Raw genomic sequence first — 21,260 nt, forward strand, 5'->3', positions numbered from 1 at the left:
AAAGCAGTATGGTTTGCTGAACCCCTTGTAGATTTAATTATGATAATAGCTGGTGTAGTAATGATGTTTGGGGAATTAAATAGGATGGATAAAATTGGTTTGAAAAATTCAAGTAATGAATAATGAGTGGATTGATTTAAAAGAATGGAGGTAAAATATGCAAAAAAATATAATTAAAGTAAATTTACCTTTTTTCTTTGGTTTACGCTGTTTACAAGTTAGATAACTCAGTTAAAAAATTAAATACAATTACTATTAGAAAGAGTTTCTTTCATTCTAGAGGACTAACCATGCCCAAGAGCAGGAGTCCTCCTTTTTTTGTCTGAAAACATAAAGACAAAAAAAGAATGGAGGAAACATAAATGACGAAAGAATATTACCTTTATGTCGGTGGGCAAAAAATCAAAGTAAGTGAGCAGATATACAAAGTCTACTGGCAAGAAAGAGAACACGAAAAATATTTAGAGCAGGTGGACAAGAAAAACCACTTGCTATTTTTTTCGTCTCTAAATCACGATGGGAATTTTGAAGATAATCTAGAAGATAAAAATGTTGATGTTGAAAAAGTTGTAGCTACACAAATGATGATTGAAGCACTAAGAAATGCAATGTCAAAGTTAAATAAGGATGAACGGGAAATCATAGAAAGATTATATTTCAATGATGAAACACTTCGTGCAGTAGCAAAGACTAAAAATATCTCACATCCAACTTTAATTAAAAGACGAGATAAAATTTTAGAAAAACTAAAGAAATTTATAGAAGAACTATAAATTCTGGTTACCAAAGAGGGCAAATTTTCCTTTATAAAGTGAAGGGGAATTTTGTCCTCTTTTATATAAAAAAGAAATTGAAAGAATTTTGAACCTTGACAACTGAATAGACCAAGACAGGACATTAACCATTTGTGGAGCTTTATAATTTCTTCGCCATAACTTTTCTGCTGATAAGGATTTCGGTTTAAATAAATACTCTAGTTAAAAGAAGGATAAAAGAAAACGAGCGACAAAAAGAAATTATATATTCAGCCTAGGAAACTGATGCATTGAAGCAAATGGGGATAATGATACTTCTACAGTTGTTGCCGGCTCATCTTGAAAAGGGGCGGTGGTGAAATTCCAATGTCGTGACCTACACGCCTGTTAATGTCAAAAAACTTAAAAATTTAAATATAAGGAGAAGATATTATGTGTGATGAACATAATATAAACACTGAAATGAAAACAGATAAAAAAGATAAACAGATGATAAATCAAATTGATGGTTGGAACATAGAAGTTAAATTTAATGAAAATGGATTTAGCTTAGAAAATTTAGTAGAGGAATACATCAAAGAAAAATTTTCTGTCTATTAGGGGCTGACAAAAAATATAAGGAGCGTTATAATATTTTTGTGGAAGCCTAACCTTGGTTCGATTTATTGTATGTAAATTGAATTAAAGGAGGCTTTTTTATGTTTAAAAACAATTTAGCAAAAGAAAATTTGGCAGTTATGTATTTAAGATTATCAAAAGAAGATGGCGAAAAAACAGAAAGTAACTCTATATCCAATCAAAGAGAAATTATAAACTCTTATGCAAGAAAAAATCAAATTACAATTGTCAAAGATTATGTGGATGATGGGTATTCAGGTGCAAATTTTGATCGTCCCAATTTTAAAGAAATGATAAAGGCTGCCTATGATAGAAAGTTCAATACAATTATTGTAAAGGACTTATCAAGATTCGGAAGAGATTATATAGAAGCTGGAAAATATATTCAAAGAATATTTCCGGAAAACGGTATAAGATTTATATCAGTAAATGACAATTACGATAGTAAAAGTGCAGATATAAACGATACACATCTTATACTTCCTATAAAAAACTTCATCAATGATAGTTATTGCCGAGATATTTCCAATAAGGTAAAAAGCTCTCAAAAGATAAAAAGAGAAAAAGGAGACTTTATCAGTGCTTTTGCACCTTATGGATATAAAAAGTCTGAGGAGAATAAAAACAAGTTAGTGATTGATAAAGAGATATCGGATATTATCAAAAATATATTTGATATGAAACTCTTGGGATATTCCTCAAAGGCAATTGCAGATGAACTAAATCATTTAGGAGTTTTAACTCCAAGAAAATATAAAGAAAGTCAAGGATTTAAGTGTAATGGATTTCAAAATACAAAAGGCGGAAATTGGTCAGCAAAGACAGTAAATAGAATTATAGAAAATGAAGTATATATTGGAAATACCTTACAGGGAAAGAGTGTTACTTTAAGTTATAAAAATAAAAAGCAGATAGAAAAAGAGAAAGAAGAATGGATAAGAGTAGAAAATACCCATGAAGCAATTATAAGTAAAGAAGTTTTTACTATTGCAAATACTATGTTAAAAAGAGATTTGAATAATTCTCGTGGAAAGGACAAAATTGATATTTTTACAGGAATGCTTTTTTGTAAAGAATGTGGAAGTTCTTTGATTAGAAGGACTGTAAAGTATAAAAAAAGAGAAGAGGTTTTCTATATCTGTTCAAAGTACAACAAGGAAAAATCTTGCACAAGACACAGCATAAAAGAAGAAACCTTGATAAAAGCAGTATCTAAAATAATGAAGTCCTACATTGAATTTAATGAAAATCTATATTCTAAAGTTCAGCGTATAGATATAAATAAAAATTTGAAAGACAATCAAATTCCTATACTAAAACGAGAAAAAGCAATGACAGAAGAACTCTTATCTTCCCTATACCTTGACCTGAAAGAAGATGTTATTAGTAAAGAAGAATATCAACTTTTTAGAAAAAACTATACAGAGAAACTGACTAAATTAGATGAAAGTATCGAGTATAGATTGAAAAAACAGGAATATACTAAGGAGAAGATTGACAAAAATAAGAGTTGGATCATCGACATTAACAAATATAAAAATTTATCGGAAATAGATAGATTGTCTGTTGTGATGCTCATTGATAAAATTTTTATTTCTGAAGATAAAACGATAGATGTTAGGTTTAATCATACCGAAGAATTGTCTTTACTTGAAGAAATGACAAAAATGGATAAGTCTGACATTAAAGCTAACACTATAAAAAAGAAAAGTATCGATATAAGCAGGAAGTCAAAAACTATCCCCACTGTTATGAATAAAAGTCTTGTAAGTGCTGAAAGTGAGGTATGCTATGGCTAGAACAAAAAATAGGCATATATCACAATCAGAAACAGAAGTTGGAAAAGTGATTGAAAAAATATACATTGCCGGTATTTATGCTAGATTATCACAGGAAAGAAAGGAAGCTTACAGGGATAAAAGTAATTCACTTGAAATGCAGGAAGAACTTTGTATAAATGCTGCAAAAGAAAAAGATATAAAGATTTTAAGAGTATACAAGGACTATGAATATTCTGGAACAAATTTTAAAAGACCTGCATTTATTGAAATGATGGAAGATATCCGAACAGGTAGGATAAATTGTATCATAGTAAAAGATATGTCAAGGTTTGGTAGAGAGTATTTAGAAATCGCAAACTATATCGAAAAAGTATTTCCATTTTTGGGAGTTCGATTTATTTCCGTAAATGATAATTTGGATACTAAAGACGGTATAAAATCAGAACAGAGTTATGAAATAGCAATAAAAAATATCTTCAATGATTTATACGCAAAAGATATTTCAAAGAAAATAAAAGCCTCCAAAGAAATAAAAATGAAACAAGGGTCTTTTATAGGAGCAATGGCTCCGTATGGCTATAAGGTTGATAAAATTGATGGAAAAAGAGTTCTGATGATGGACGAAAAGGCAGCAGATGTAGTAAGACTTATCTTTTATATGGCAAGTCAAGGTAAATCCAATATGCAAATAGCAAGAGAATTGACTAAAACATATACGACACCTGATGAATATAAAAGAACAGGTAAAATTTTTAAGGATAAAGAAGATACAAGACAATGGGATATTTCTTATATATCAAAAATGCTTTCTGATGAAGTATATATTGGGAATTTGATTCAAAGAGTTTACTCAAATAGACATGATCCAAGTAGGAAAAGTAAGTTTCGTGATAAAGAAGAGTGGATTATAACAGAGAACACCCATGAAGGGTTAATAGACAAAACTACATTTGAAAATATCAGAGAGATAAAGGAGAAAAAACAAAACTATCTACCTTACCATTCACTGAAAAACATAATAAAAGACGGAAAAGAAAATGTTGGAGTAAAAATTCAAAGAGATTATAAAAAAGAAGGAAAGTATGACGACCTCATACAATGCAGTGTTTGTGGTAGAAATTTGAAAAAACAATATGGACCACGAGGACTGAAATATCATGATGAGATTTGCTATTGCTATTATTGTAAAGGTGGAGACAGATTAAAATTAGAAAAATCTCATGTCAGAATATATGAAACAGACCTCGACAAAATTTTAGTAGATACCTTAAAAAGACTGTTTTCATGCTTTTATAAAAAGGATAAAAGATTACAACTAAAAATATATTTAGAAAATATAAGTGCTGAAAAGATAAATCAAGTTTCTATAAAAACAGATGTAAATAATAAAAAAATTGCTTCTCTTAGGATCAATTTACAAGAACAATATGAAAACTATGTTAAAGGAGAGGTTCTTTTAAGTGATTTTAAAATAGAAAGTAAAAAAATAAATAATCAAATAAAAACCTTAAAAAATGAATTAAAAGTTTTTGCTGAAAGAATAAGAAATATAAAAAAGAAAAAAAGAGAAATTATAGAATTTATAGATGTACTATTTTGCTGCTTGGATGCTAAAAGCATAGAAGTTGATAAAGAATTGGTCGATACATTAATTAGTCATATAGAAATATCAGAGTATAAGCAGGTTACCATATATTTTAAGTTTAAACTTGATAAAGATGTGGGAAAGCAGTTGGAGGTAGAGCATGAATAAGATAGCTATATATTTAAGACTTTCTGAAGAAGATTATCACAAAGTGGATGAAAGTGAAAGTATAGCAAATCAAAGAGATTATATAAAAAGCTACATTGAAAATGAAACATCTTTAAAAAGTTGTGAAATAGAAGAATATGTAGATGATGGATATTCTGCTACTAATACAAATAGACCTTCCTTTTTAAGGCTTATTGAGGATATAAAGAGTGGTAAAGTGGGAACTATAATTGTAAAAGATATGTCTAGGTTTTCAAGAGATTATATTTTGCTTGGGGATTACTTAAGCAATATATTACCATTTCTAAAAATACGATTTATTGCTATTAATGACAACTATGATTCTTTAAAAGAACAAGGTAATGGCTTAGATACAGATACACAGTTTAAGACATTGTATTATGATTTATTCAGTAAGGAATTATCTGAAAAGGTAAGAGGTTCTATTAGGCAAATTAAATCGCAGGGGAAAAATATAAATTGGGCAGCACCTTTTGGATATATTAAAGATCCAAAAGATAAACATAGTATCATCATTGATGAAAAAACAGCTTTTATAGTTAAAGAAGCTTTTGATTTATTGCTAAAAGGATATTCGTGTATTCAAGTGGCTAATATATTTAATGAAAAAGGTTATATTACACGCTCTGAACGAAAAGAAGAACTGAAACTTTCTGATTATACTGGAAATTTAATTACTGGAAGTGAGGTAAAGAAAAGAGTTTGGACAAACGCAGCTATCTCACAGATTACAAGGAACGAACTATATACAGGAGATTATGTATATAATAAATTCAAAGAAACAAAAATAGGTGGAAGAAAAAGAATTTTACTTCCTGAAGATGAGTGGAAAATACTTCCAAATACCCATGAATCTATTATTTCCAGAGAAGTGTTTGATAAGGTTAAGAAAATAAAAGAAAAACGAAGTTTTGGGGGATATACAGGAAACAAAAATCGTTCTATTTTTTCTGATAAGATTTTTTGTAAAGAATGTGGTAGACATATGAGTTTACGATGTGACAGTAGACAAAAGAAGAATTCTGATAAAATATACAAGTATAAGATTTATTATTGTAATTTATGTAAAGCTGAGAAAACACCAAACAATATCAAAGAGAAAGATATTATTGAACTTATAAAACCAAAATTAAAAGATTTTAAGATTCAAAATACATTAAATGAAGAGAAAGTTATAGAACACAAGAATGTAAAAGAAGAGATTCTAAAGGAAATATCCATATTAAACTGCAATTTACAAATCATCTATGAAAACTACAAAAAGAAAATTATTTCAAAAGAGGCGTATCTAAAGGAAAAATCTCTTATACAAGATAAAAAGATATTATTGGAGAGTAAGTTGGAAGAATTGAAGTCGGAGAATATTGATTCAAAGAAAGAAACGGATATTGTTATCTTAGATGAGGAAGGTTTGCTGAAAGTTTATGTGAAAAGTTTAATTGATAAAATAATCGTATCAAGAAGTGGAGAAATAGAAATTGTAGAAAAATAGATGAATAGCATTAAAAGTAACTCATAATCTCGCCAACTTTAATTTTAATACGCCAAAATGTAAATAATGGCGAGAAAATTTGCGGAAATAAATAGTACTGTTTACTATGGTTGATAGGGTAAATATTTAGGAATAAATAAAAAAAATGATATAATTATAGTTAAAATGAGATATTGTGAGGTGATTTTTGTGTCTAAAATAAATGTGGAAGGATCAGAAATTAGCATTATTGCCATAGATAATAGAGATTATATTTCTTTAACCGACATGGTTAGAAATGTTGAAAATGGTGTGACACTAATAGAAAAATGGCTAAGGAATAAAAATACAATTGAATTTTTAGGAATATGGGAAGAAATGTATAATGCGAATTTTAATTCCACCGAATTCGAGGGAATTAAAAATGAAGCAGGTTTTAATCGTTTTATTTTATCGGTTAAACAATGGGTCAATAAGACGAATTCTATCGGAATTATTGCCAAAGCAGGAAGATATGGTGGAACATATGCACATAAAGACATAGCTTTTGAATTTGCGTCGTGGGTATCACCTTATTTTAAGCTCTATCTTATTAAAGAGTTTGAGCGCTTAAAAGAAGAAGAACAAAAACAATTAGGTTGGGATATCAAGAGGAATTTAGCTAAGATAAATTACAAAATTCATACAGATGCAATTAAGAATAAACTTGTCCCTGAAAAATTATCAAAGGAAAGAATAAACTATATCTATGCAAGTGAAGCAGATATATTAAATGTAGCTTTGTTTGGAATGACAGCAAAAGAATGGCGTGAAAGTAATCCGGAGTTAAAAGGAAATATGAGAGACTATGCTGATATATCACAATTAGTGTGTTTATCAAATCTTGAGAACTTAAATGCTGTTTTTATAAATGAGGGAATGGATGCAACTGAAAGGATAGAAAAATTAAATGCAATTGCTATTGAACAAATGAGGATTCTAACAGAAAGTGAACGTATAAAAAAGTTAAAATAAAAGTTTTGTATATAAATTAGGCGATAGAAATATCGTCTAATTTTATGTAACAATTGCTTGACATTGTAGGGTAAATCAACTTTAATAAAATTAATTTTAAAGGATTTGAAAAAAGATTCGGGAGAGATTAAATTATTTGGGACAAATATAGAAGATTTTAATGCTTATTCAAAAATTGGCTATGTACCACAAGTAAATGATTTAAACAAACTTGCCTTTCCAGTAACAGGAGAAGAATTTGTAATTTTAAATTTGTATAAGAAATTTAATATTTTTAACAGACCAAGCAAAAAATGCTATCAAAAGGTTCGTGATATTTTTGAAATTTTAAATATTGAAAATCTTTTGCATATTCCTTTCAATCAACTTTCAGGAGGGCAGGCTCAAAAAGTTATGATAGCAAGGGCAATGGTAAATAATCCAGAGGTTTTGCTTTTGGATGAGCCAACAGTTGGTGTTGATGAAAAATCAAAAAGAGACTTTCTTAAACTTCTAGCTCACTTAAATGATAAACACAAAATTTCAATTTTGATGATAAGTCATGAAATGGATGTTGTTAGAGAATTTTCTAAAAGAGAAATAAGGATAAAAAATGGAAGGATAGTTGATGCTTAGTTATGAATTTATGCAAAGGGCAATTTTAGTTGGGCTTATGCTTGCAATAATAATTCCTATGATTGGAATTGTTATGGTAAACAGGAGGACTTCTATGATTGGAGATGCCTTATCTCACACAGCCCTTTCGGGAGTTGCTCTGGGTTTAATTATTGGAATAAATCCAGTTTTTACTTCAATAATAATTTGTATTGTTGCAAGTTTTGCAATTGAAATAATTAGGAAAAAATTTAAAAGTTTTGGCGATATGGCAACGGCTATTATTATGAGTCTTGGAATTGGACTTGCAGGAATTTTATCAGATTTTACACCAGGTGGAACAAGTTTTGAATCATTCTTATTTGGTTCAATAACAAGTGTTACGAGTGAAGACGTAATTATTGTAAGTGTAATTTTTATTCTTGTTTTATTTTTTAGCCTTTATTTATATTATCCGCTTTTGTATAATTCAATTAGCCCTTTGATGGCAAATCTTTCTGGAATTAATTCAAAATTAATTTCTAGCATTTTTACATTTTTGACAGCCATTACTGTGGCAATTTCTACAAAAACTGTAGGAGCTTTGATGATTTCGTCATTGATGGTTCTGCCAGTTGCAAGTGGGCTTTTGATTTCAAAATCTTATAAAGAAACTTTTATAAAATCAATTATAATTGCAATAATTTATATGATGGCAGGAATAAGTGCAAGTTTTTATCTTGGAATAAAACCAGGTGGTGCCATAGTGGTTATTGCAGTTTTTGGAATGATAATTTCTCTAATAATTCAAAAAATTTTAAAAAGATAGGTTCGCCTGTCTTTTTTTTGTGGAAATTTTCTATGATATAATTAATTTAGAATGAAAAATAGAAAGGTTTGATATGAAAATTATAATTTCGCCTGCAAAAAGGTTTAAACATTTTGAAAATGAAAATACACAAGGACTTTTGTTTGAAGACGAAACAAAAGAATTAGTTGAAAATTTAAAAAAATATTCAATAAATGATTTAGCAAATATGTTTTTTTGCAATGATGATCTTGCTATAAAAGCTTATTATGATTACAAGGATTTTGATTTTGAAAATTTAAAAAATCCAGCGATTTTTTCTTATGATGGACTTGTTTTTAAGCAATTTAAAAAAGAAGATTTTAATGACTTAGAATATTTGAATGATCATGTTTATATTATTTCTGCCTTATACGGTTTGTGCAAGCCTTTTACAGGAATTTCTGATTATAGACTTTATATGGATTCAAAAGGAGTAGATATGTATGGATTTTGGGCTGATAAAATTTACAAAAAAGCCTTTGAGGATGAAAATTTTATTATAAATTTGGCGAGTGCTGAATACGCTAAGCTCATAAAAAAATATTTGAAAAAAAATCAAAAATTTTTGACCTTGACCTTCAAAGAAAATAGAAATGGAAAAATTCGTTCAATTGTTTCATATACAAAACAAATGCGTGGGAGAATGTTAAAATATTTAATTAATAATAAAATTTCAGATACTGAAGAAATTAAAAAAATAAATCTTTGTGATTATATTTATGATCCAATTAATTCAACAAAAGATGAGTATATTTTTGTGAGGGAAAATAAATGAAATTATTACATTTATCAGATCTTCATATAGGAAAATCAATAGGCTCATATTCTTTGCTAAAAGATCAAAAATTTTGTCTTGACCAAATTTTAAAAATTATTAAAGATGAAAAAGTAGATATTGTTTTGATTGCAGGAGATATTTTTGATACAGCTATTCCAAATAATGAAGCTATGAAAGTCTATTCTGATTTTGTGGATGAAATTATTTTTAATTTGAAGAAAAAAATTATAGCAATTTCTGGAAATCATGATTCGGGAAAAAGGCTTGAAATTTCTAAAAGTTTTTTTGAAAAAAATTCTTATTATATTTATGGAAATTCTTCTGATGAAAAAATTTCTTTTGATGATGAATATGGTAAAGTTAATTTTTATCCGATTCCTTATATTTCCCTTGCAAGGGCAAAAAATGAAATTGATTCAAATATAGAAAATTTTACAGATCTTTATAAAGTTTTATTAAAAAATATAGATTATAAGGATAGAAATGTTTTGATAAGTCATTGTTATGCAAATGAAAAGCCGTTTGAAGATGAAAAAATAGAAGGGGAAAAACCTCTTACAATTGGTGGAAATGACGCTATGGATGCCCATTTATTTAAAAATTTTGATTATGTAGCCTTGGGACATCTTCATAGAAAACACTTTGTCCTTGATGAAAAAATTAGGTATTGTGGGACTTTTATGAAATATTCATTTTCTGAAATAAATCAAAAAAAATCAGTAACTGTTATTGATTTGAAAGAAAAAATTTCAATAAAAGAAATAGAAATTAAACCTTTAAATGATTTTCAAAAAATTTGTGATTATTTTGAAAATATTTTGAAAATGGAAAATTCAAATGCTTATATAGAATTTACTTTAAAAGATGATAAGCCAATAGATTCTCCAATGGCAAAATTAAAAATAAAATTTCCTCATGCAGTTTCAATAAGGTATGAAAAATCAATAAATATTGAAAAAGATGAAGATATTGATATTGATTTTGAAAAATTATCAAGCTTGGAAATATTTGAAGAATTTTATAAGTTTAAAATGAATGACAAAATGACAGATTTGGAAAAAGAAATACTTAAAAAGGTGATACAATGAAGCCAGTAAAACTTGAAATGTACGGATTTATGACCTACAAAAATAAAACTTTTATAGATTTTACAAAAATTTATGATTCTAAAATTTTCATAATTTCAGGGGATACTGGAAGTGGAAAAACTACAATTTTTGATGCCATAAGTTTTGCACTTTTTGGAGAAATTCAAAGAGAAGGATTTAATTTTAACGATATTAGAAGTGATTTTCTAGGTGGAGATGATCCTATAACTTATGTAGATTTTTATTTTGAAATTGATGGAAAAAATTATAGGATAAAAAGAATTCCAAATCAAAAAGCAAAAAAAACAAGAGCCAATGTCAATGTTTCTCATAGCGTAGAATTTTATAAAATTGAAAATGAAAAGGAAATTTTAATCTCTGATGGGCCACAAAAAACAGATAAAAAAATAATTGAAGTAATTGGACTTGATTATAATCAATTAAATAGGGTTATGATTCTTGCACAAGGAGAATTTTCAAAATTTTTAAAATCAAATTCAGATGAAAAAGCTGAGCTTTTATCAAAAATTTTTTCGTCTTATCTTTACAAGGAAATAGAAGAAAAATTGAAAGAAGCAAGCAAAAATTCAAAGAGAAATTTGGATATGATTTCTAAAAGCTTGGAAAATGAAATTGTAAAAAATGAACTCTTAGAAGATAAAGTTGATGATGAGTTAATAAAGCTTAAAGATTTTCAAAAAATTATAGATATTATAGAAGATTTGCTTTTAGAAAGTGAAAAAAATACTCAAATAAAAAATGATGAGAAATTATCTTTAAACAAAAATCTAGAAAATGAAAATTCCAAGTTGAATTTCTATGAAAAAGAAAATGAACAAATAGAAAATTACAAAAATTTACTTAAAGAAAAAGAAAAACTTTTAGAAGATGAATCTTTTTATAAAAATTTAAAAAATGATTTGGCTTACGCAGAAAAATCTATAGGAGTTAAACCATATTACGATTCTTTTCTTGACTTAAATAAAAGCCAAAAAGATTTGAAAACAAATCTAGATTTTGAAAATGAAAATTTGAATTTTATTGAAGAAAAATTGAAAGAAAATAAAACTTATCTTGGAAATAAGGATGAGCTTTTAAAAATCATCGACAAAAAGAAAGAAAATATAGTAAAAAATCTTGAAATTTTAAATAAATTTGAAAATTTACAAAAAATTAAAGATGAATTAGATAAAAATAAAAAAGCATTTGAAGATGGAAAAAATTATAAAAAATCCATAGAAAATAATTTAAAAGAAAAAGAAAAAATAAATGAAAAAATAAGAAAAAAATCAGATGAATTGCTAGATTTTTCTAGAAATCTTGAAAAAATTACAAAGGAAATCCACAATGCCTATCAAAAAGTTTTTGAATGTCAAAATCTTTATGAAAAAGCGCTAATTAATGATGAAAGAATTAAAAATTTAAATGATGAGAAAATTCAATTTGATAAGGCAAATAAAGCTTATGAAAAGAAAAAAATATCATTAGATAAGGCAAAAGAGAACAAAAAATCCATACAAATAAATGAATTTAGGAAAGATTTAAATGAAAAAGGAATTTGTCCGATTTGTGGAAGGATTTATAAGGGAGAAATTGAGTTTTTAGAATCTTTTGACCTTGATATAGAAAAAATTGAGAAAGATTTTTTTGAGTTGGAATCAAAAATAAATCGTTCAAAAGATAAAATATCAGATTTGGAAAAATCAATAGATTTTAATATGGAAAAGGCAGAAGATATTGGAAAAAATCTTCAAAATTATAAAAATGAACATGAAAAATTGAAAAAATCTTACGACAAATCCAATCAAGAATATAAAAAAGAAATAAGCTACAAAAAAGATTTGGAAAAAGAAGTTTTTGAAATTGAAAAAATAATTGGAGATTTAGAAAATAAATTAGAAAATTTAGGCGATTTAAAAAATATAGAAGAGCTTGAAAATAAATTTAAAATAAAAAAAGAAGAGATTGATGATTTTAATGAAAAAAAAGTTATTGAAAGTGTAAATACTGACAAAAAATTTGTAGAAAATGAAGAAGAAAGAATTAAAAAGCTTGATGAGAAAATAAAAAATTTAGAAAAGGAAAAATCTTCATCAAATTCAAAGGTTGAATCACTTAGCTCTTATATAAAAATAAATCAAGAAAAAATTTTAAAGACTGAAAATATTTTTAAAAATAAGATTAGGGAAAATTTTAAGTGTATAGATGAATTTTTGAAATACTTAGAAAAATCCAAGGACTTAATTGATAGAAAAGAAGAAATTCAAAAATATTTTGAAAACTTAAACAATATTTCTATAAGGCTAACAAGTCTCAAAGATTACGCAAACAAAGAAAAATTTGAAACGGATAAAATAAAAGAAAAAATTGAAAATTTGAAAAATATTTTGGAAGAAACAAATGATGCTATTTTTTCTCTAAAATTAAATGAAACAAGATTAAAAGATAGCAAAAATGAAATTAATTCGATAGAAAAAAACTTCAATAAATTAAAAAATGAGGATGGAATTTTATATAAACTTTCAAAAATTGCTGATGGTTCTTTGTCAAATGTTTCTGGAAGGGAAAAATTAAATTTCGAAACTTTTGTTCTTTCTCATTATTTTAGAAAAATTTTATCTCTTGCAAATATAAGGCTTAAAGAAATGACTGATGGTCAATTTACAATGATTAGAAAAAAGCAAACTAACGATAAGAGAAAAAATTATGGGCTTGATATAGAAATTTTGGATGCAAATACGGGAAAAATCAGAAGTGAGGCTTCTCTTTCTGGTGGAGAAAGTTTTATTGCATCACTTGCTTTGGCTCTTGGACTTTCTGATGAAATAAGTATGGAAAATGGTGGAATAAAAATTGATACGCTTTTTATTGATGAAGGTTTTGGAACTTTATCAGATGATTATTTGGAAAAAGCAATAAGAACAATTGAAAAATTATCCTATGATAATAAATTTATTGGTTTAATTTCTCACGTAAAGGAATTAAAAGATGCTATTGATGCAAAAATTGAAGTTTCATATTCTAAAACAGAAGGATCAAGTTTGAAGGTGGTTGTATGATAAAAATAATTATGAGCAAATTTCCTAAAGAAAATTCATTTTATATTTACAAAGACATTGAAAAAAATTTGGATAAAAAAGAAAAAACATTTCTTATAGTTCCAGAACAATATACACTTGAAAGTGATATGGATTTTATTGATTCAATAAAATATAAGTCGGTTATGGATGCAAAAGTTTTATCATTTTCATCTTTAATTTCATATATTTCTCAAAGGCTAAGTCTTAAAAAAAATGAAAATTTAAATCAAGTTTCTAAGGCAATTTTACTTACAAGCGTACTTGATGAAATAGATGATAAATTAAAACTTTTTTCAAACAAATCATTTGATATAGATTTTGTAAATAATCTTTCTGATTTTTTCTCAAATATTAAGGAATATTATTTTGATGATGAATTTTTTGGAAAAATTAATAAAAATGAAAATTTAGATCCAATGACAAAATTAAAATTTGAAGAAATCAAATTGATTTATGATTCTTATATAAAAAAGCTTGAAAATTCTTATATTGACAAAGAAGATGAGCTTGAAATTATAAAAGATAATATTAAATATTGCGATTTTTTTAAAAATGTTAATTTTTATTTTGATAAATTTGATTTTTTGTCTGACCTTAAAATAGATTTTATAAAAGAGTTAATAAAAATCGGAGCAAAAGTTACGATTTCAATTTGCCTTGATTGGAAATATTATGAAAATAATATGGCAGGCGATATGGATATATTTGATCAAGCAATTCGCTTTGTCGAAAGCTTAAAAAATATAGACAAAATCAAAATTATAAATTTAGAAAAAGAAAATGAGCTTTTAGATATTAAGCACCTATATGAAAATTTTGAAAAATATAATCCCCAAATTTATCAAGAAAAAACTAAAAATATAAATATTGTTGAATCAATTTCTTCAACAAATGAAATTGAAAATAGTAGCCTAATTATAGAAAAATTAATTAGAGAAGGTCATAGATATTCTGAAATTTCTTTGGTTTTAGCAAATAGTGATGAGTACGAAAATCTTGTAAAAAGAATTTTTGCAAGGAGCGAGATTCCTATTTTTGTAGATAAAACAAAAAAATTATCCGACAATCATATTTTAAAAACTTGGCTTTCTATGATTAGACTTGTTGTTTTTAATTTTAGAAAAACAGATCTTGAGGCTTTTATAAGATCAAATGTAATTGATTTTGGAGAAAATGCCTACGAAAGGATTTTAGATTTTCAAAATTATATTGAAAATAGAAAAATCAAAGGGGCGATGATTTTTGATGATAAGTATTTTGTTTTAGATGAAAAATTTTATGAAAATGATGAGAAATTAAAAAAAGAAAAAGAAGATGAGCTTAAAAATGTAAATTCAATAAGAAAAATTTTAATCGACTTATTGTATGACCTATATAAAATTAGAAATGAAAAGATTAAGGCGAATGATCTGGTAAAAGAAATTTATAAGAGTTTTGATAAAAAAATAATAAAATCAGGTTTTAATCATTATCAAGAAAATATAAGGGAAAATAGGCTTGAAATTTTTGAAGAAAACAAACAAGTTTGGGATAAATTTTTGACGAATTTAGAACAAATAGCAACAATTTTGAATGATAGTCCTACAAAGCTTAAAAAAATTTACAAATTAATAGAAAATTCTTGCAAAGCAATATCAATTGGCATAATTCCTCCTGCAATCGACCAAGTTTTAATTGGAGATTTTTCAAGAGATAGGATAAATGATAGAAAAATTAAAATTTTTGTGGGAATGACAGATATTTATTTTCCAGGAAATAACAATAGTGAGATGTTAATATCAGAAAATGAAAAAACTGCTTTGGAAAATGATGGGATTGACCTTAAAATTTACAAAGAAAAAAAGGATGATAAAATTCTTTTAAATTTACTTAGGATGTTTACATCATCGCAAAAAATTATTTTTTCATATTCTTTAATAAATAAAGAAAACGACCCAATGAATAGGGCAACAAGTATTTCTGATATTATAAATATTTTCCCAAATATTTCTTACAAAAAAATTGCCCAAAGTAAATTTGATTTTATAAAATATTCCACAGATCTTTTGGACTTAAAGGCATATCAAATTTTATGGAATATTAAAAACAAAGAAGATACAAAAAAATCAGAAAAGGAATTTGTAACATCATATCTTAAATTTAAAAAAGATAATATAGAAAATTACAATTATTCTAAAAATTCTTCCTATGATTTATTTATAAAAGGATTTACTTATTCTAATGATAAAAATTTATTGAGTTCTGAAATTTCAAAAAAACTTTATGATAAAAATAAATTTTCAGTTTCAGAAATTGAAACTTATGCAAAATGTCCTTACAAACATTTCATAAATTATGGGCTTAGGGCAAAAGAAAATAAAAATTTGGATGTTGATAATTTAGAAATTGGAAATATTGTTCACTATAATATGGAAAATATTTCAAAGAAATTGATTGATATGGATCTTAAAGAAGCTGATGATGAAAAAATAGAAAATCTTGTAAAAGAAAGTTTCCAAAAAGCAATTGAAAATTCTCTTGATTTGGGAAGGGCAAATGATAATAAAAATAAATTTATTTTATCAAATATTTATGAGTCAACTCAAAAATCATCTAAAAAAATAATCAACCAAATCAAAGAAGGAAATTTTAAAATTGATAGTGTAGAAGAAAAATATGGAAAGGGACAAAAATATCCAGAAGTTTATGTGGATGACAAAAACTATCTTGAAGGACGAATTGACAGGATTGATAAGTGTAATAATTTACTAAGAATTATTGATTACAAAACGGGCTCAAAAGAAATTAAAATTTATAATCTATTAAATGGCTTAGACCTTCAATTGTTTGCATATATGTTGGCTGCAAAAGAAAAAAAATCTGAAAATTTGTTTCCAGTTGCAAGTTTTTATTTTCCTTTAAAAGATGAGGTTAAAAAACTTGAAAAAAATTATGATAAGGATGAGATTAAAAAAATTTATGATGACAAAACAAAAATGAATGGAATTATTATAAAAATTGATGAGGAAATTTTAAATCTTTTGGATAAGAATTTTGACGGCAAAAAATCTGATATTTTTAAAATTACAAGAAGTAAGGATAATATTTTTTCTCTTGAAGAAGAAAAAATAGTGGAAAAATTTATTAAAAAATTAATTTCTTCTTATATAAGTGAAATTAAAAATGGAAATATTAAATTAAATCCACTTAGAATAAATCAAAATTCTTATGAATGCATGAATTGTCCTTATAAGTCAATTTGCAAATTTGATTACACAAGAGATCAAGACAAATTTCATGATATAAATAAAAATATTTCCATAAATGATATTAAAAAGGAGCAATCAGATGAGTAAATTTAAGCCAACTGATGATCAAAAAAAGGCAATAGAAACAAGAGGAAAAAATATTATTGTTTCTGCTGCGGCAGGAAGTGGAAAAACTAGAGTTTTGGTTGATAGGCTTGTTTCAATTATGCTTGAAGAAAAAATTCCCATAAAAAATATGATTATCGTAACTTTCACAAACAAGGCATCTGTTGAAATGAAAGATAGGATAAGACAAAAATTAAATGATTTATTAAAAGAGGAAAACTCTGACAAAATTTTTATAAAAAACCAAATCAAATCTATAAATGATGCTTTTATAAAAACTCTTCATTCATTTTGTGCAGATATGCTAAGAGAAAATTTTTATTTGTCTGATAATCTATCTCCTTCTTTTAAAATTGCTGCTGATTCCAAACAAGCACTTTTGAGAAAAGATGCCATTGATGAGCTTTTTGAAGACGAATACGAAAAAAATGATCCAAATTTTATAAATTTTTTGCATAATTTTGCTTCATCAAAAGATGATAAGGATGCAAAAAATATAATTTTGGACTTATATGATTTTTCAAAAAGTCAAATAAATCCACATCAATGGCTTTGTGATAATACAAATAATAATTTTGATTTTGAAAAATTTAAATTTTATATAAAAGAAAGAGTCGAAACAATTATTTTAAATGCAAGAGATTTGGAAAATTATATAAAAGAAAAATCCATGAGGGATAAGTATTTTATAATGATTGAAAAAGATTTATCCTATTTAGAAAAAATAAAAAATGCCATAGAAGAAAAAATTTGGGATGAGGTCATAGAAATTTTTGAAAATGGATTAGCGAATATGGTTACAATTTCAAAAAAATTAGATGATCCAAATGAAAATGCCTATGTAAAAGCAAAGAAAAATGCCTACAAAGAAGAATTTAATATTGTAAAAGATTTTGTAAAAAATACAGATTCTATTACTAGGGGATTTTTTAATCTTTTGGAAGAAAAAATTTTAAATGAATTAAAAAATCTTGTGTTTTCTTTTGAAAAAATTTATACAAATAAAAAAAGAGAAGAAAATTATTTGGATTTTTCTGATATGGAACATGAATTTATTAAATTATTGGACAATGAAAAATTGCAAAGCAAATTAAAAAAGCAATTTAAATATATTTTCTTTGATGAATATCAAGACTCAAACGACATTCAAAATTATATAGTAGAAAAATTAAAAAATGAAAATAATTTATTTTTTGTAGGAGATGTAAAACAATCAATTTATGGTTTTAGAAATGCAAGACCAGAATTATTTTTGAAAAAGCTTGAAGATTATGACACAGATTCAAATTGCCTAAGAATTGATTTGTCCAAAAATTTTAGAACCGATAAGGACTTGATTGATTTTAATAATTATATTTTTGATAGGCTTATGACAAGAAAAAATTCTGACATAGATTACAAAGATGACAATCACAGATTAAATTATCATTTTGAATTTGACGAAAAATATCCAAAAGTTTCAATCAAGGCTCTTGCAAAAAATGTAAGCGAAGAGGCTTATTTGACAAAAGAAATAAATAATTTAATAAATTCGGGTTTGGAATATAAGGATATTGCAATTTTACTTAGAGCATCATCAAAAGCATATTTATTTGAAAATGAATTAAAAAAAGCAGGAATTCCATTTTCATCTGATATTTCAAAAATTTCCTTTGAAACAGTTGAAGTAGAATTTTTCATAAATATTTTAAAATATATAGCTAATCCAAACGATGACATTAGCCTTCTTTCAGTTCTTAGGAGTGAAATTTTTAATTTTTCTGAAGATGATTTGGCAGAAATTAGTTTATCATCTGAAAAATCTCATTTTTACAAAAAATTTAAGGAATATGAAAAAGAAAATGAAAATAATCTTTCTCAAAAAATTTCTGATTTTAATACGATTTTTACAGATTTTTCTTATATTTTAAATTTTTCTACCATGTATGATTTTGCAAATATTATTTTTGAAAAATCTGGTCTTTATGATTTTTTGAAAGCAAGAGACAGGGGAGAAGAAAGAGTAAAAAACATTGAGGCTTTTATTGAATTGATGGATGATTATGATAAAAATAATGAAAATTCTTTATTTGGATTTTTAGCTTACATTGATAATTTAAAAAATCAAAAAAAAGATAATTTAAAAGCTTCAAGAAATTTATCTGATGATGAAAATTTAGTGAGAATTATGACAATTCACAAGTCAAAAGGTCTTGAATTTAAGGCTGTAATTTTACCAGATTTTTCTAAAAGATTTAATACACGCGACAATTCAAAAGATATGGTTTTGGATAAGGATTTGGGAATTGGAATTAATATTGCCGATTGGGAAAATAAAATAAAAATTTCGTCCATAAAAAGAGATTTGATTTTAGAAAAATCTAATCTTAATGATAAAAAAGAAGAAATGAGAGTTTTATATGTTGCGCTAACTCGTGCTGAAAGAAAAATTTCTATAATTGGCAAAAAAGATTTAAATGAAAAAGGGCTTGAAAAAGTTTTAAATGCAAACTCAATTTTGGATTTATCATCTTATATGGATTGGATTTTAAAAATTTTGTGCGATGATAAAATAATGAGTGATTTTGTCGATATAGATTATAAGACAGATGCTTTTAATAAAGGATTTTTGGAAATAAAATATATTGAAGATTTCATAGAAGATTATAAAAAAGATTATACAGATGTTGAAAAACTTATTGGGGCAGATGAGTATAATCAAAAAATTTACAAAGATATAGAAGAAGTTTATAATTTTTCTTACAAAAATAAGGAAAATATAAATAAATCTTTGAAAAAATCTGTAACAGAAATTGCAAAAAATTATGATTTATCAAAAGATGGCTACGAAAAATCTCCTTTTGAAGAAAATGAAGATTTTTATGAATTTAGAAATCCAAATTTTGAAGAAATAAAATTATCAGCAACTGATAAGGGAACTCTAATACACAAAATTTTCCAAGAATTAGAATTTAAATCTTACGATTTAAATTTATTGGAAAAAGAAATAAATAAATTAGTAGATTTAGGAAAAATAAAAAAAGAATATCTCCCATATATAAATTTTGAAAATATTTTAGGATTTTTTAATTCAAAAATCATCCAAGATTTAATGAAAAAATCACCAAAAATTCGAAAGGAAGAATCATTCCTTAGAAAAATTGATGATTTTTATGTAAATGGTCAGATTGATATAATGTTTGAATTTCAAAATGAAGTTGTACTTATGGATTTTAAAACAGATTCTTTAAAAAGAGAAGGATTTTATGATAAGCAACTTGAAATTTACAAGGACTCCATAGAAGAAGCTCTTGGAAAAAAAGTTATATCATCTTATATTTATTGGTACAATTTTAAAGAATTTGAACAAGTTAATAAAAACCACCGTTAATATCAAAAATGGAACCTGTAATATAAGAACCTTTTTCAGATATTAAAAATTCAACGAGATTTGCAATTTCTTCGGATTTTGCAAATCTTTTTTCTATTAAATCTTCTTTCAAAGATTTTTTATCATCTTCAGATAAATCAAATTTAGTCATATCAGTATTAACAATTCCTGGTGCAATCGCATTTACCCTAATATTTGATGGCAAAAGTTCTTTTGAAAGAGCCTTTGTAAAAGAATTTACTCCGCCCTTAGTCGCAGAATAAGCAACTTCAAAACTTGCTCCCAAACTTCCCCAAATTGATGAAATATTTATAATAACTCCAGATTTTTGACCAACCATATTTGGAATTGCTCTTTTTGAAGTTAAAAAAATTGAGGATAAATTTGTCCTTAAAATTTCATTCCAATCGGACAAAGTCATATCTTGAATTAAACCAAAATAAGAAATGCCTGCATTATTTATTAAAATATCAACATGAGAAAAATTTTTCTCAGCAAGATCAAATAAATTATTTATTTCATCTTCATTTTTAACATCACATTTTACAGCAATTACATTTGGATTTTCATCTCTCAAATCTTCTAATAAATTTAAAGCTTTTTCCTTATTTTCCTTATAAGTTAAGACTAAATTGTAGGATTTATTTAATTTTTTTGCAATGGAAGCACCAATTCCTCTTGATGCGCCCGTTATTAATACAGTTTTCATAAAATGATTATATCATATATTTAAGGGTAAAACTTAAAACAGGAGG

The 21,260-nt window shown here is 25.7% G+C and carries 13 protein-coding genes and 1 pseudogene; 13 read left to right on the forward strand and 1 reads right to left on the reverse strand.

Features of this window, described 5'->3' with window-relative positions; all coding sequences use genetic code 11:
- The first annotated feature begins 362 nt into the window (after positions 1-362).
- The 13 genes and pseudogenes from HMPREF3045_RS06110 to addA all read left to right on the forward strand — a co-directional run bounded on the left by HMPREF3045_RS06110 (position 363) and on the right by addA (position 20,505).
- Positions 363-773, forward strand: coding sequence for an RNA polymerase sigma factor (locus HMPREF3045_RS06110; protein WP_005956601.1), 411 nt, complete (start codon positions 363-365; stop codon positions 771-773).
- Positions 774-1,187: 414 nt separating this feature from the next.
- The gene (locus HMPREF3045_RS06115; RefSeq protein ID WP_000332792.1) at positions 1,188-1,355 is read left to right on the forward strand and encodes a hypothetical protein; all 168 of its coding nucleotides are present in this window, start codon (positions 1,188-1,190) and stop codon (positions 1,353-1,355) included.
- 98 nt (positions 1,356-1,453) lie between these two features.
- Positions 1,454-3,172 carry a recombinase family protein gene (locus tag HMPREF3045_RS06120; protein WP_070737952.1) on the forward strand — a complete coding sequence of 573 codons (1,719 nt, stop codon included), beginning with the start codon at positions 1,454-1,456 and terminating at the stop codon, positions 3,170-3,172.
- Positions 3,165-4,907 carry a recombinase family protein gene (locus HMPREF3045_RS06125; RefSeq protein ID WP_070737955.1) on the forward strand — a complete coding sequence of 581 codons (1,743 nt, stop codon included), beginning with the start codon at positions 3,165-3,167 and terminating at the stop codon, positions 4,905-4,907. The genes HMPREF3045_RS06120 and HMPREF3045_RS06125 overlap by 8 nt, the downstream gene beginning before the upstream one ends.
- Positions 4,900-6,420 carry a recombinase family protein gene (locus HMPREF3045_RS06130; RefSeq protein WP_070737959.1) on the forward strand — a complete coding sequence of 507 codons (1,521 nt, stop codon included), beginning with the start codon at positions 4,900-4,902 and terminating at the stop codon, positions 6,418-6,420. Before HMPREF3045_RS06125 ends, HMPREF3045_RS06130 begins: the two co-directional genes overlap by 8 nt.
- A 189-nt stretch (positions 6,421-6,609) precedes the next feature.
- Positions 6,610-7,413, forward strand: coding sequence for a KilA-N domain-containing protein (locus HMPREF3045_RS06135; RefSeq protein WP_070737962.1), 804 nt, complete (start codon positions 6,610-6,612; stop codon positions 7,411-7,413).
- 81 nt (positions 7,414-7,494) lie between these two features.
- A pseudogene (locus HMPREF3045_RS06140) lies at positions 7,495-8,028 on the forward strand (metal ABC transporter ATP-binding protein); the annotation flags it as partial.
- Positions 8,021-8,815, forward strand: coding sequence for a metal ABC transporter permease (locus tag HMPREF3045_RS06145; RefSeq protein ID WP_070607801.1), 795 nt, complete (start codon positions 8,021-8,023; stop codon positions 8,813-8,815). The pseudogene HMPREF3045_RS06140 and the gene HMPREF3045_RS06145, both read left to right, overlap by 8 nt.
- Positions 8,816-8,888: 73 nt before the next feature.
- Entirely contained in the window at positions 8,889-9,611 is a 723-nt protein-coding gene (locus tag HMPREF3045_RS06150; RefSeq protein ID WP_070607798.1) for a YaaA family protein, read from the forward strand.
- On the forward strand, positions 9,608-10,702 hold the full coding sequence (locus tag HMPREF3045_RS06155; protein ID WP_070737968.1) for an exonuclease SbcCD subunit D: 1,095 nt from the start codon (positions 9,608-9,610) through the stop codon (positions 10,700-10,702). The genes HMPREF3045_RS06150 and HMPREF3045_RS06155 overlap by 4 nt, the downstream gene beginning before the upstream one ends.
- A complete protein-coding gene (locus HMPREF3045_RS06160; protein ID WP_070737971.1) occupies positions 10,699-13,761 on the forward strand; it encodes an AAA family ATPase in 3,063 nt (1,020 codons plus the stop codon). Before HMPREF3045_RS06155 ends, HMPREF3045_RS06160 begins: the two co-directional genes overlap by 4 nt.
- Entirely contained in the window at positions 13,758-17,117 is a 3,360-nt protein-coding gene (locus tag HMPREF3045_RS06165; protein WP_070737974.1) for a PD-(D/E)XK nuclease family protein, read from the forward strand. Before HMPREF3045_RS06160 ends, HMPREF3045_RS06165 begins: the two co-directional genes overlap by 4 nt.
- Positions 17,110-20,505 carry a helicase-exonuclease AddAB subunit AddA gene (addA, locus tag HMPREF3045_RS06170; protein ID WP_070737977.1) on the forward strand — a complete coding sequence of 1,132 codons (3,396 nt, stop codon included), beginning with the start codon at positions 17,110-17,112 and terminating at the stop codon, positions 20,503-20,505. The genes HMPREF3045_RS06165 and addA overlap by 8 nt, the downstream gene beginning before the upstream one ends.
- On the opposite strand, the gene ymfI is transcribed toward addA, so the two are convergent.
- Positions 20,486-21,214, reverse strand: coding sequence for an elongation factor P 5-aminopentanone reductase (gene ymfI / locus HMPREF3045_RS06175; RefSeq protein ID WP_070737980.1), 729 nt, complete (start codon positions 21,212-21,214; stop codon positions 20,486-20,488). The genes addA and ymfI overlap by 20 nt on opposite strands.
- Between the last annotated feature and the right edge of the window lie 46 nt (positions 21,215-21,260).

Source organism: Anaerococcus sp. HMSC075B03, assembly GCF_001815585.1.
Classification (GTDB): domain Bacteria; phylum Bacillota; class Clostridia; order Tissierellales; family Peptoniphilaceae; genus Anaerococcus; species Anaerococcus vaginalis.